The sequence below is a fragment of the Halomonas sp. AOP30-A1-24 genome, assembly GCF_052378165.1.
Lineage (GTDB): Bacteria > Pseudomonadota > Gammaproteobacteria > Pseudomonadales > Halomonadaceae > Vreelandella > Vreelandella citrativorans.
This window is the reverse complement of record NZ_JBQSXL010000014.1, coordinates 17,782-30,572: the sequence shown is the minus strand read 5'-3', so window position 1 is coordinate 30,572 and position 12,791 is coordinate 17,782. Positions and strand designations below refer to the sequence as shown.

Annotated in this window: 15 protein-coding genes; 8 read left to right on the top strand and 7 right to left on the bottom strand. The window is 51.7% G+C overall.

Going from position 1 to position 12,791, the window contains the following annotated elements; translation table 11 throughout:
• Positions 1–7: 7 nt before the first annotated feature.
• The 4 genes from hemJ to ACT3TJ_RS09610 all read left to right on the top strand — a co-directional run bounded on the left by hemJ (position 8) and on the right by ACT3TJ_RS09610 (position 3,011).
• A complete protein-coding gene (gene hemJ, locus ACT3TJ_RS09625; protein WP_087107012.1) occupies positions 8–439 on the top strand; it encodes a protoporphyrinogen oxidase HemJ in 432 nt (143 codons plus the stop codon).
• On the top strand, positions 439–1,248 hold the full coding sequence (gene thiD / locus ACT3TJ_RS09620; RefSeq protein WP_172118734.1) for a bifunctional hydroxymethylpyrimidine kinase/phosphomethylpyrimidine kinase: 810 nt from the start codon (positions 439–441) through the stop codon (positions 1,246–1,248). Before hemJ ends, thiD begins: the two co-directional genes overlap by 1 nt.
• Positions 1,249–1,284: 36 nt before the next feature.
• Complete coding sequence (gene hemL, locus ACT3TJ_RS09615) at positions 1,285–2,565, top strand: glutamate-1-semialdehyde 2,1-aminomutase (protein ID WP_193056906.1); 1,281 nt, start codon at positions 1,285–1,287, stop codon at positions 2,563–2,565.
• A gap of 176 nt (positions 2,566–2,741) precedes the next feature.
• Entirely contained in the window at positions 2,742–3,011 is a 270-nt protein-coding gene (locus ACT3TJ_RS09610) for a hypothetical protein (RefSeq protein ID WP_226912126.1), read from the top strand.
• 75 nt (positions 3,012–3,086) lie between these two features.
• Here ACT3TJ_RS09610 and ACT3TJ_RS09605 read toward each other — a convergent pair whose 3' ends face one another.
• From ACT3TJ_RS09605 to ACT3TJ_RS09580, 6 genes are all read right to left on the bottom strand, one after another.
• Positions 3,087–4,055, bottom strand: coding sequence for a curlin subunit CsgB (locus ACT3TJ_RS09605; RefSeq protein ID WP_193056904.1), 969 nt, complete (start codon positions 4,053–4,055; stop codon positions 3,087–3,089).
• Between the two features lie 59 nt (positions 4,056–4,114).
• Complete coding sequence (locus tag ACT3TJ_RS09600) at positions 4,115–4,642, bottom strand: hypothetical protein (protein WP_193056903.1); 528 nt, start codon at positions 4,640–4,642, stop codon at positions 4,115–4,117.
• A gap of 283 nt (positions 4,643–4,925) precedes the next feature.
• Entirely contained in the window at positions 4,926–5,756 is an 831-nt protein-coding gene (locus ACT3TJ_RS09595) for a CsgG/HfaB family protein (protein WP_193056902.1), read from the bottom strand.
• A gap of 95 nt (positions 5,757–5,851) precedes the next feature.
• Complete coding sequence (locus ACT3TJ_RS09590; protein WP_193056901.1) at positions 5,852–6,274, bottom strand: curli assembly protein CsgF; 423 nt, start codon at positions 6,272–6,274, stop codon at positions 5,852–5,854.
• Positions 6,275–6,327: 53 nt separating this feature from the next.
• Positions 6,328–6,789, bottom strand: a complete 462-nt coding sequence (locus tag ACT3TJ_RS09585) for a CsgE family curli-type amyloid fiber assembly protein (RefSeq protein WP_193056900.1) — start codon at positions 6,787–6,789, stop codon at positions 6,328–6,330.
• Positions 6,790–6,818: 29 nt separating this feature from the next.
• A complete protein-coding gene (locus tag ACT3TJ_RS09580; RefSeq protein WP_193056899.1) occupies positions 6,819–7,505 on the bottom strand; it encodes a LuxR C-terminal-related transcriptional regulator in 687 nt (228 codons plus the stop codon).
• A 279-nt stretch (positions 7,506–7,784) separates the two neighbouring features.
• Here ACT3TJ_RS09580 and rdgB point away from each other — a divergent pair, with 279 nt between their 5' ends.
• The 4 genes from rdgB (at position 7,785) to ACT3TJ_RS09560 (ending at position 11,192) form a co-directional block, all read left to right on the top strand.
• A complete protein-coding gene (rdgB, locus tag ACT3TJ_RS09575) occupies positions 7,785–8,393 on the top strand; it encodes an RdgB/HAM1 family non-canonical purine NTP pyrophosphatase (RefSeq protein ID WP_193056898.1) in 609 nt (202 codons plus the stop codon).
• Positions 8,386–9,552, top strand: coding sequence for a radical SAM family heme chaperone HemW (gene hemW, locus ACT3TJ_RS09570; protein WP_193056897.1), 1,167 nt, complete (start codon positions 8,386–8,388; stop codon positions 9,550–9,552). The genes rdgB and hemW overlap by 8 nt, the downstream gene beginning before the upstream one ends.
• 31 nt (positions 9,553–9,583) lie before the next feature.
• Positions 9,584–10,258, top strand: a complete 675-nt coding sequence (locus ACT3TJ_RS09565) for an OmpA family protein (RefSeq protein ID WP_192526767.1) — start codon at positions 9,584–9,586, stop codon at positions 10,256–10,258.
• An 88-nt stretch (positions 10,259–10,346) separates the two neighbouring features.
• Positions 10,347–11,192, top strand: coding sequence for a 23S rRNA (adenine(2030)-N(6))-methyltransferase RlmJ (locus ACT3TJ_RS09560; RefSeq protein WP_193056896.1), 846 nt, complete (start codon positions 10,347–10,349; stop codon positions 11,190–11,192).
• Positions 11,193–11,343: 151 nt separating this feature from the next.
• Here the strand turns inward: ACT3TJ_RS09560 and mnmE are convergent, their stop codons facing one another.
• Positions 11,344–12,714: a tRNA uridine-5-carboxymethylaminomethyl(34) synthesis GTPase MnmE gene (mnmE, locus tag ACT3TJ_RS09555; protein ID WP_172118742.1), complete on the bottom strand. Its 1,371-nt coding sequence runs from the start codon at positions 12,712–12,714 to the stop codon at positions 11,344–11,346.
• Positions 12,715–12,791: the final 77 nt, after the last annotated feature.

Below are 12,791 nucleotides of genomic sequence, written 5' to 3'. Positions count from 1 at the left end.
AGAGACAATGTATCTATGGTTGAAGGCCCTGCATTTAATGACCATGGTGACCTGGTTTGCCGCCCTGTTTTATTTGCCGCGGCTGTATGTGTATCACGCCATGGCACGAGATAAAGGCGACGATCAAGCTATCGCCTATTTCAAAACCATGGAGCGTAAGCTTTATCGCGGCATCATGACGCCTTCCATGATACTGGTGCTTATCTTTGGCGGGGCGATGCTGTATCTGGTGCCCGGCTGGTTCAGCCAAGGCTGGATGCACGTTAAACTCACCTTTGTGGTACTGCTGATCGCCTATCATCACGTCTGTCTGATTTATTTAAAACAGTTTGCCCAGGATCGCTGCACGAAAAGCCACACGTTCTTTCGCTGGTTCAACGAAGCGCCGGTGATTGCGCTAGTGGCGATTATTCTACTTGCCGTTGTGAAACCTTTTTGATGCGCCAACCTCTTTCACCGGTTGTTTTAGTACTGGCGGGCCATGACCCGACGGGCGGAGCGGGTTTAGTGGCAGATAGCGAAGCCATTGCCGCCTGTGGCGGTTGGGCAGTGACGATTCCCACCGCGTTAACGGTGCAAAACTGCCATAACGTGAGCCATGTCGTTCCGGCCGACCCCGCGTTGATGCGCCAAATGGCAGAGGCGCTTAGCGGGATGCAGGTTGCTGCGATCAAGCTGGGCCTGTTGGCAGATGAAGCAACGCTAAGAGCAGCCGAGCAGATTATTCGCCGTTTCCCAGGCATCCCGGTTGTGGCCGACCCAGTACTTAAAGCCGGTGGCGGTACTGAGTTATCCACACCCCAATTGCAACGCCTCTATGCGGCTCGCCTGCTACCGCTTGTGGATATCTTAACGCCCAACCGTTATGAGCTTAAGCAGCTCACTCCAGAGATTGACGGCCCCCTGGATGATACGGCGCGCGCCGTCGCACTTTTATCCCAGGGTTGCCAGGCTATTTTAGTAACCGCGACCGATGAGCCTGTTCCAGGTAACGAGCAGCAGGTTGTTAATACACTGCACTCGCCGGATACCACGCGCCAATGGCAGTGGCCACGTCTGCCGGAACGGTTTCACGGTTCAGGCTGCACCTTGGCATCTGCCATTGCGGCACGCCTTGCCGCCGGTGAGCGTTTGCCGACGGCCTGTGAACAGGCCCAGCACTTTACCTGGGAGAGTCTGTCTCATGGGTATCAGCCGCCTAGCGGGCAGTGTTTACCTAATCGCTTGCCACGGCCGGTTCGCTTTTGATTTTATTCGCGCTACGCCATTGATATTGAGGACGCCATGACCACATCTGCTGAACTGTTTGAGCTTGCTAGCCGCCATATTCCAGGTGGCGTAAATTCGCCGGTACGTGCGTTTAAAGGCCTGCACCGTCCGCCGGTATTTATGGAGCGCGCCCAGGGCGCTTATCTGTTTGATGTGGAAGGCAACCGCTACGTGGACTATGTAGGTTCCTGGGGCCCAATGATTACCGGTCATGCGGACCAGGATGTGTTGGCAGCGGTACGTGCTCGTTTGGACAACGGTCTCTCGTTTGGTACCCCGACCGCGGTGGAAACCACCATGGCAGACCTGATCTGCGAAATGATCCCCACCATGGAAATGGTGCGCATGACCAGCTCCGGTACGGAAGCCACCATGTCGGCGATCCGCTTGGCACGCGGCACCACCGGGCGCGACAAGATCGTTAAGTTTGAAGGTAACTATCACGGCCATTCAGATTCGTTGCTGGTAAAAGCGGGCTCTGGCGCGCTCACCCATGGCGAACCTAGCTCGCCAGGTGTTCCCGCGTCACTTGCCGAGCACACCATTACGCTCTCCTATAACGATATTGAAGGCGTTGAGGCGTGCTTTGCTGAAATCGGTGACCAGATTGCCTGCATTATTGTTGAACCTGTTGCAGGTAACATGAACTGTATTCCTCCCCAGCCGGGCTTTTTGGAAACGCTGCGCCGGGTGTGTAACGAGCATGAAAGCATTCTGATTTTCGATGAAGTCATGACCGGATTCCGCGTTGCGCTGGGCGGGGCTCAGGCGCATTACGGCATTACGCCTGATTTAACGTGCTTGGGTAAGATTGTTGGTGGTGGTATGCCAGTCGGTGCGTTTGGCGGTAAGCGCGAGATTATGCAAAATATCTCCCCCATGGGGCCGGTTTATCAGGCAGGTACGCTGTCAGGTAACCCCTTGGCGATGGCGGCCGGTGTTGCGTTATTGACTAAACTCCAGGTCCCTGGCTTCCATGATGCGCTTTCTCAACGGGTTGAAACACTTTGCAGCGGCCTGAAAGAACGCGCTAATGCCGCCGGTGTCTCCATGATGACGCAATCAGCGGGGGGCATGTTTGGGCTGTTTTTCACCTCTCAACGCCGTGTGGATAACTTCGCCCAGGCAACCGCATGTGACCCCGAGGCGTTTCGCCGCTTCTTTGGCGCGATGCTGGATCACGGTGTTTACCTGGCACCTTCAGCGTTTGAGGCAGGCTTTATGTCGAGCGCTCATACGCCTGAGGATATCCAATTTACGCTGGATGCTGCAGAAAAAGCCTTTAGTATTATGTAACTCAATGTAACGGAAAGGTGTTGCTCTGCTAAACTATAAAGCCGCTCATGCCGAGCGGCTTTATCGTTAGTGAGGTCGCTATCATGCAACAACAATTATCGACTCTTCCAAAGGTTTTCATAGCGGTGTTTGCTATGGGACTCTCCGTTAGTACCTTTGCCTCTGAGGAGCAGAGCATGAGCCAGATCCATATTGCGATGGGAGGAACGCCTGGTGCTGAGTTCTCCGCACATTGGCGCATCACTCACGATGGTCAAACTATCGAGCATATTGAAGAGCACGCTACGGTGCCCAAAGAGTATACGTTTATCGGGTCGTCGCTTGAGGGTACGGTGACATTATTAAGTGATAGCCAGCGCCTGGATGTGGATATTCAGAAAGGCGGCAACCGCTCGCGCTCATCTACCCAAGGACTAGGGTCAACGGTAACGGTCGGGGTTCGTTAACCCGTTTTAAGGTATTTTCTATAAATATTAAAAAACCGCCCCGGGTGGGACGGTTTGTATGCGTACGCCCTATGCTTAATGGCCTTGGCTTACTGTATTAAGGTTGCCATGGCCATAAGTCACGATGCTAGAGGTATGAGCACCGCCCCAGAAAGCACCGCTTTGGGTAACGTTATGCACGTTACCGTTGCCTTGGGTATTGATATAGGAGTCATGTCCACGGCCAGACTGCATGACATCATGAGTATTGTTGTTGCCACTGGCTAAAATGGTGCTTTCAAGTGAGTTACCATTCTGGCTAACGTTGGCCACATTATGATGACCGTTTAGGTGAGCGTAGCTATCGTTATCGTTGCCAATCTGAGTAATGGTTGCTTCATTGAAGCTGCCGATTTCTTCAACGACGGACTTGTTCTCAAAACCTTCCTGAGTAATGGTCGCTTCATTGCCGTACCCCTGCTGGTAGGCATAGCTATCGTTAAATAGGCCATCCTGAGCCACACTGACGTCATTGGAAAGGCCAGTTTGCGTTGTCACAGAAATATTTGCAAAACCTTCCTGATCAACGGTCGCTTCATTGTTGTAACCTTGCTGGTAGGCATAGCTATCGTTAAGACGGCCATTCTGAGTCGCACTGACGTTATTGGAAATACCAGTTTGCGTTGTCACAGAAACGTTTTTAGAACCGTCCTGGTCAACGGCTGCATCGTTACTAATGCCCTCCTGGTATACGGTTGAGCTGTTCCTCGCACCTAATTGAGTAACGCCTGCCGAGTTTCCGCCACCAACCTGGTCAATATCCGAGTTGTTCTGGCCAGGCAGCGTTGTTGCCACTCCTGAAATATCATCTTGTGAAACGGTAGTGGCGTTACCACGACCTTCTTGATACACACGTGAGGTTTGCGTGCCCCACTGGGTGATAGCGTTGGTATTGCGATCACCATCCTGGTAAATAGTTGAGTCACTGCCTGCAAACTGTGCGAAAGCAGCCGTGCTCATAGCAAAGGCAACGGCGGCAGCGATCGTTGTGATTTGGATTTTCATGATGTTTCCCCATCCTGTTATGCTTGCTTTGGTTGTTACTGAGACAACAGAAGTATTGCTCAGTAGGTTTCGACGGTGACTGGTCGTGTATAGCCAGAGAATGCTTGCTGTTCTATGCCTATGCTGCGATAGCCACTCCCCGATTGTGAAACGTGTATATCGCTTCTTAATCCTGTCTGGGAAACATACGTTGCCTGTTCTTGCTGGCTCCCGGACTGGCTTATTTGGGTGTTGTGATAATTACCGTCTTGAAGAATAACGCCGTAATTTCTAGCACCAACTTGAGTGATTGAGGCCGTGTTCTTATTACCGTATTGGCTGATATGCGAGAAGTTACCGGCCTGGTAAGCAGCAGAGTAAGATTGTTTAACCGTTGCCCTGTTGTTATTACCTATCTGAGAAATAATGCTGTAGTTACCCTGGTAGGCGTGTGGGTCAACCTGATTAAAATATTGCTCAATACGGTTTGTGTCCGCACTAGCATGCCCTGTAACGAATAAAAGTACCGTCATTAACAAAACAGTATTAACGTTTACTTTTTGAAGTAACGCTGAGAGATAATGAATGCTAGTTAGTGTGCGGATCATTTTTTTAAGCTCTCAATGTTGGTATGATTTTATCCTGGTACATTGAGTTTGGGCTTTTTTAAATTTTCTGCCATCCATCTTTTTGTTATTTAAGCGATGTGTTTGTTAGTGCTTTTCTATGCATTATTGATTAACTTTCTCATACGTTTAAATAGCAGGTTGTTTTAGCTATAAAAAAATCGGCTTAGCGTAAGCTAAGCCGATTGCGCTGAACCTTCCAGTCATAGGAGACAGTCTTTATGGAGACCGTTTTTACGGGGATAGCCTTTATGGAGAACGTTTTTTATAGTGCTGGAGTCGGCGCAGTTAAGTAGTCAGATAAAATAGTTTCCCGGAAGTTTACGCCGTTTGAGAGGTTCCAAAGGCTATTCTCAACGCCACGAGCTACTAAATGAATAACGGCAGATTCAATGGCCGACATGACCGCTAATTGAACAGGTTCATTTGTGGTAATGCCTGCTTCAGCTTCTAATAAGCGTCGGAAATCAATAAATCGATAGATACCCGCTCTTAACTCTTTGGAGTAGATGGTTTTTGTTGTAGTGACGTTAGCGAGTACTTCACCTGTCGATATCTCGACGGCTCGCAAGTTAACCGTTACCTGGTCAACCTGATACTGTCCTGAGGCACCGATACCAAAGTACTCAGCGCCAGCTCCCCCTGTTCGCACGTTGGATTCATACGCAATAATGCCGCCTTCCAGCATTACCGAGGCCGCGCGTAGTGAAGGAAGCGAATCGGGTTGGCCAAAGCGCTCAAATTCTGCACGAATGATGCGCCGCTCAGTAAGCAGGTTTTGTAATCCCACCCGCTCAAGGGGGATAAACCAGCCCGAGTCGGCCAGCGCACCGGTTAGCATTGCCGCTGCACCTTGGGTAACCGCTGTTGAAAACGTGCTGGCTGGGGCAGGCCGATATTGCCCGGTTTGATCTCTAAAATCATACACCGATACAAAAATTTTGCCGGCAGGTGGTGGCAAGGAAATGAGATCCTGATAGGTTACCCCTCGGGGCGTAAGCGTAGCCTCAGCGCCTTCTAAATTTTCAGAGTTTGCGACCATGCCCGCACATCCGCTGAGCAGCGCAAGCATTATAAGTGAAGCAATGAATTTCATGATGTTCCCCTGACAGCATCTAGGATATGGGAGAGGCTTTTAAGGCCTTATTGGTTTTTGGTTATTAAGTTTCGTGACGGGGGCAGGCTCAATGGTTAAGGGTTAAACAAGCCACCAACACTGATATTCGTCACATCACCGGTCACTTTATCAATCACGCGTACAATCAATTGCCCGCCTTCATCGCGTACAACCACACTAAATTCACCGCTGTCAAAAGATCCTTCACCGACATCGCCGGCGCCAACATCTGAAATAAGTTGAGAGATCAAACGACTCTCCAGGTTTTGAATAAGCCGTTCGGTGGAGGAAATGGGTTCTATGCTTCTTGAGTCCGGGTCTTTATTGGTATCTTGCGATTGAGCTTTACTCAATAGATAGCTGCCCATAAAGGGGTCACCACCAAAAGAGGGGTTCAGGGGGCGATAAACCAATTCACCTGCAGAGGCCGCTGACGCTATCAGCGTGCCCAGCGCGATGGCCAGCAACGTGTGTTGGGTGGTTTTTATAGCGTTCATTAACGTATCTCCTCTCTTCCCAGGTCTTTGTCGGAAGTTAACGCTGACGCTATTTATTGGCGTAGCAGCGCTTCTTCGACGATTTGTACGGCTTCTCCTGCGGCGCGACCCGCTTCATTGATTCTTGGAGAAAGCTGTGTGCGAAAATACATACGATTTCCATCCATCACCCATATTTGGCTGCCCCAGCGAGCATCAGGTCGTTCCTGGATTGTGATGGTGGCATTGCCAATAATCAGGTTGTCCATAGCGCGCTGGCTAAAGGCTCGGTAAAATGTCTTCCCTGCCATGGTAATCGTGCGGTCTACCATCACCCCGGTCAGCTCGCTGCTGGCGTTTTTAACACTTTCTATTTCAGGCCCATCGGGACTCGATAATTGATTAATAGAATCAATTTCTTTTTGCTCGTTTAATCGCTCAACCTCTTCCTGGGAGAGTGTTTCACTGGCCATTAGTGGCGATAAAGAAAACAGTAGAAGTACGCAGAGTGGTGTTAAACAACGACGAAATAACATCACGATATAACCTCAAGCTAGTTGTACTATTAGTTTTTGAGCCCACGGGGTTTATCAATAGCCGGAAGAATAGGGCCCAGATTTTGATGAATCCAGTTCAAAGCCTGTATACGGTTATGCACATTTATCTTGCGAAAGATGTTATAAAGATGTGACTTAACCGTATGCTCACTAACAAATAGTCGATCAGCAATTTGTTGATTAGAAGAGCCTGCTTTTAGTAACGAAATAATTTCAATTTCTCGGTTTGTTAGTCCGCAAGTAGGTCTAAACGCGTTGTTCTGTGATTTACGATAAAAAAGAATTAGCCGAGCCATTAATTCACGCGACATCCATAGCTCACCATCGAGCAAGGCGTGAACGCCTTTGCAGATAATCTCCAGGCTCTGTTCACGATAAAAAACGCCTTTTAAATGAGCACAGGAAAGTGCCTCTAACGCATGGTTCATGTTGCGAATATTGAACGCGGCAAGCGTCGCTTTTGATAGCGCTTCAGGTAGCTGGTCCTGCCATTCAGGTAGTGCATCACTAGTGATGTGATCGCTATCGATGAGAAGCAGTAGCTTTCCTGATGTATCCGCAGACAGGGCCGAATGACGCGAGTAAATGCTCACCTGATAGCCGGTGCGTTTATTTAAGTATTCAGCAAAAAGCTGAGATTGAGGACTCTGCTCGGTCAGGATATACACCAAGTCGGAGGACGGTTCCCTTTTCATGTTAAGCCCTTTGGTAAGGAGGAGTGAGCTAACGACGAAATAAGTGTTGTCTATAAGTGTAGTTTCGTAAAGTTTTGTTACTAGTATTTTTTTAAAACAACTCGCCCCCTTTAAGGTGTAAAACGGTGGATTTAATATAAATATATGTTTTTAATGATGTAATAAATAAAGCGACGTTGTTTGTTAATCAAATCATTATGTACATTTGGTAACATTTTGCTAGCCATAGTATGATTTTGTTAGGCGTACACTTACAGACTGACGTTTGGAGAAAATGTGATGGTCACGGTAAATACCCTTGTTCTAGCAAGCGGCAATGCGGGAAAACTTAAAGAATTCAATCAACTGCTGGCCCCACTGGGGCTGGATGTTCGCCCACAGGCAGATTTTGGCGTATATGATGTCGAAGAAACGGGGTTAACCTTTGTTGAAAATGCCCTTTTAAAAGCGCGTGAGGCGAGCCGGGTTAGCGGCTTACCGGCGCTTGCTGATGACTCCGGCCTTGAGGTTGATGCGCTTTCAGGGGCGCCGGGGATTTACTCCGCACGCTACGCTGGTGAGCCGAAAAGCGATCAGCGTAACAATGAAAAACTATTGGCAGCGCTTAATGACTGTGCAGAAGGTCAGCGCACCGGGCGCTACTGGTGCGTGCTGGTGTATTTGCGCCATCCTGCTGATCCGGTACCGGTTATTGTTCAGCACAGCTGGGAAGGGGAGTTACTTGCTTATCCACGCGGAGAGGGTGGCTTTGGCTATGACCCGCTGTTCTGGCTACCCGACCAGGGCATGAGCGTGGCGGAATTACCCAGTGACTTAAAAAATCGGCTAAGCCACCGTGGGCGGGCGCTTCAAGGGTTGGTTGATATACTTAAGGTGGCACATGGCTAAGCCATTACCTCCGTTATCGCTCTATATTCATACGCCCTGGTGCGTACGCAAGTGCCCTTATTGTGACTTCAACTCTCATGAACCTAACGGTGATTTACCCGAAGCGGCTTATTTAAAAGCACTGCTTCATGATCTGGATGGCGACCTGGCGTTAGCCGCTGAGCGTCAGATTCAGACCATCTTTATTGGTGGCGGTACGCCAAGCCTGATGTCACCCGCGTTCTTTGAACGGCTGTTTAATGGAATACGCCAACGCTTACCCTTCGCGCCCAATATAGAAATCACCATGGAGGCGAATCCTGGTACCACCGAGCAGGCACGCTTTACGGGCTACCGCGAGGCGGGCATCAATCGTCTCTCGTTGGGTATTCAAAGCTTTCAGCCCGCTCAGTTGAAGGCTTTGGGGCGTATTCACGGCGGTGAAGAGGCTATTACTGCGGTAGGCCAGGCGCGTGCGGCGGGGTTTGATAATATTAATATCGACCTGATGCATGGCTTGCCTGGCCAGACGCCCTCCCTGGCGCTTGATGATATTGACCAGGCGCTTGCGCTGTCACCGGATCATCTCTCCTGGTATCAGCTAACCCTTGAGCCGAATACCGCGTTTCATTCACAGCCACCTGTTCTGCCTGAAGAGGAGGCGCTTTGGGATATTCAGGAGCTTGGCCATCAGCGATTGGAGCAGGCGGGCTTTGAACGCTACGAAATTTCAGCCTATGCAAAACCTGGTAAGCAGAGCCGGCATAATCTCAACTATTGGCAGTTTGGCGACTATCTGGGCATTGGCGCCGGGGCACACGGCAAACTGACGACGATTGACCCGCAAGGGCAGTGGCATATTGAACGGCGCTGGAAAACGCGCCAGCCGGATGCTTACTTACGGCGTGATAATGACCCACGCGGTTTTGTGGCGGGCAAGCAGCCTATCGCGGCGGACGAGCTGCCGCTTGAGTTTTCCATGAATGCGCTTCGCTTAACCGAAGGGGTTGCCATGCATGCCTGGTCGGCGCATACCGGCCAGCCGCAGGAAGCACTGCTGGCACGTTTACACACGGCCGCCAAAAAAGGACTTTTGATGGAAATGCCCGAAAAGCTGCGTGCATCGCCTCAAGGTCTATTATTCTTGAATGAGTTGCTGGCCTTTATCAGCGACGAATAATTCAAGCGCAAAAATATACAAGGAGTGAGTGATGCGTATTTCTCGACTACTGACCCCGTTGGCTGCTGCGATCTTAGTGGCGGGCTGTGCCACCTCTGACCCTTATGGTGGCCAGACACAACGTTCATCGACTGGCATGGGAACAGGGATTGGCGCGGCGGTAGGCGCTGCTGCGGGTGCACTTTCGGGTAGCGGAAGTACCAGCCGTCGTGACCGTGCCTTGATTGGTGCTGCCGTGGGCGCTGCTGCGGGTGCCGGTATTGGCGCTTACATGGACCGTCAGGAACAGCAGCTTCGCCAGAACCTGGAGGGCTCGCGCATTGAAATCGACCGTCGCGGCGACGACATCGTACTGAATATGCCCAGCAGCGTGACGTTCGGGTTTGACTCCTCAGATCTAACCGGCGATGCGCGCAGTGCGCTTAATGAAGTGGCTAACGTGCTCAAGCAGTATACCGATACGCGGGTTAATATTGCCGGCTTCACCGACAGCACCGGGGATGCCAGCTACAACCAGCGTCTCTCAGAGCGCCGAGCTCAGTCAGTGGGCAACTACTTAAGTCAAAACGGGGTATCCTCCTCGCGTCTTAACACCATGGGATACGGCGCTAACCAGCCGGTTGCCAGCAACGATACCGAGCAGGGCCGGGCGCAAAACCGCCGGGTTGAAATCACCCTGACGCCAATCGGTAACGGCCAGGGTTAAGTAAGACATAACTCCCCCGCGCATTACCGTTTAAAGCCCGCTATGATCCCATAGCGGGCTTTTTTCGTTCACTTATCTGCGAGTTACCATGCTGTCTTATCAACACGCCTATCACGCCGGTAATTTTGCCGATGTACACAAACACTTGACGCTCTACACCGTCGTTGATTATTTATTACGTAAAAAAACACCTGTTACATATATAGATACGCATGCGGGAAGAGGGCTATATCCGTTAGCCACCAAAGAGACGCAGCGGCTTCAGGAGTACCGTGAGGGCATTTGGCCGCTATGGCACGAACGCGAGGTACTCACCGACCCGTTACTCTGTGATTGGTTAAATGCTGTCACCAGCGTTCAGCCCAGTACTCGTGCGTTAACGCACTATCCCGGCTCCCCGTGGTGGCTAAGCCAATCATTGCGCGAGCACGATAAGCTGCGCCTTTTTGAGCTTCATCCGGGTGAGCATGAGCACTTGAACACGCAGTCGCTTCCTCCTCAGGCAAAACGTATTTATGGCGATGGTTTAGCGGGTTTAACGGCCATGCTGCCGGTGTCTACCCCGCGGCTCTGTGTACTGATTGACCCTAGTTTTGAGCGTAAAGCGGAGTACCAGGAAGTGGTTGATACGGCAATATACACGCTTGAAAAGGCGCGCCACGCCATACTACTGATTTGGTACCCCCTGCTACCCGCCGGGCATCATCACGCGTTATTGGACGGGCTAAAGGCAAGCGGTATTCGCAAAATATGGCGCAGCGAGCTTTTGCTGCGTGCGCCGGGTGAGCAAACGCACGGTATGTACGGTAGCGGTATGTTGGTCGTTAACCCGCCCTGGGGGCTTGATGAGCGCCTGAAGACCGCAATGGCAGAGGTAACCCGTTGCCTTGGAAGTGAAAGCCGCGTTGAGGCGCAGTGGTGGGTTGAGGAGTAGCCAGGCACAAAAACGTTGAGTGAAAGCCGCTCGCTAGATGATCTCTAGCGTGGTTTTAACACGCTCCAGTACCACCACTATTCTAAACCATTTGACGTTAGGATTACGGTGGCACAACAGCGCCGCCCCGCTGATCCATAAAGTGAGCGTATTACTTGCCGATGCAGAAACTGCCAAAAATCTCGCCCAGCAAGTCATCAGCGCTAAACTCGCCGGTAATTTCACTCAGCGCTTGCTGCGCGTCGCGAAGGTCTTCGGCCAGCAGTTCTCCAGCGCCGTAGCCATCCAATTGGGCACGGCCGGTATCAAGCGCTGCCATTGCCCGGTCGAGGGCATCCAGGTGACGCCGACGTGCGGAGAAGCGTCCTTCGGTGGTCGCCGCAAAGCCCATCACGGTTTTCAAATGGTTTTTTAGGTTATCCACACCCGCACCGGTTTTGGCCGAAAGGCGAAGCGTGGGCGTGGCTGTGGATAAATCAATTCCAGCCTGCTCAGCGCTGGTATCGATTTTGTTACGTACCAACGTTAAACGGCTTTGATCGGGAAGGCGGGCAACAAACTCGGGCCAGATCATCATGGGGTCGGTCGCCTCGGTGGTAGAGGCGTCCACCAACAGCAGTACCCGGTCGGCTTTCTCAATCTCGGCCCAGGCGCGGGCGACACCGATTTTTTCAACGGCGTCCGGGGTATCACGCAAGCCCGCTGTATCAATAATGTGCAGCGGCATGCCATCAATATGGATGTGCTCACGCAGCACGTCCCGCGTGGTGCCTGCAATATCGGTCACAATGGCGGTCTCTTGTTCGGTCAACGCGTTAAGCAGGCTGGACTTACCCGCATTGGGGCGACCGGCAATGACCACGTTCATGCCTTCGCGTAACAGCGCCCCTTGGCCGGCGGCTTTGCGCACGTCGCTGAGTGCTTGCTGAACACTTTCCAAACGCTGGGCGACATGACCATCCGCCAGGAAGTCGATCTCCTCTTCAGGGAAGTCGATGGCGGCTTCTACATAGACACGCAGCTCGATAAGCCGCTCAACCAGATGGGAGACGCGGGTAGAAAACTCGCCCTGCAGTGAGCGCACGGCATTTTCCGCCGCTGAACGCGAGGTGGCATCAATCAAGTCGGCAATCGCTTCGGCTTGGGCAAGGTCGAGCTTGTCATTGAGAAAGGCCCGCTCGGAGAACTCACCAGGCCGCGCCAACCGCGCGCCCAAGGCCACACAACGCTCAAGCAGCATGTCCATGATAATGGGGCCACCGTGCCCCTGTAGCTCCAGCACATCTTCGCCAGTAAAGGAGTGAGGGCCGTTGAACAGCAGGGCGATGCCTTCGTCAATAATGCTATCAGCGCCCTTAAAGGGGCCGTGATAGGCATGCCGAGGCGCCGGGCAGTGGCCGAGTATGGACGCTGCAATATCGCGACAGGCAGGCCCTGAGACGCGAATAATCCCTACGCCGCCACGCCCAGGCGGTGTCGCCAGAGCAGTAATCGTATCCTGGGTATAAAGTCGTTCAGCCATGGCGCGCCTCATTAATGGATGCGTACATTGTGAATTTGTCGTCTCTAAAACGCCAGACCCCCGCACGAGGGCGGGGG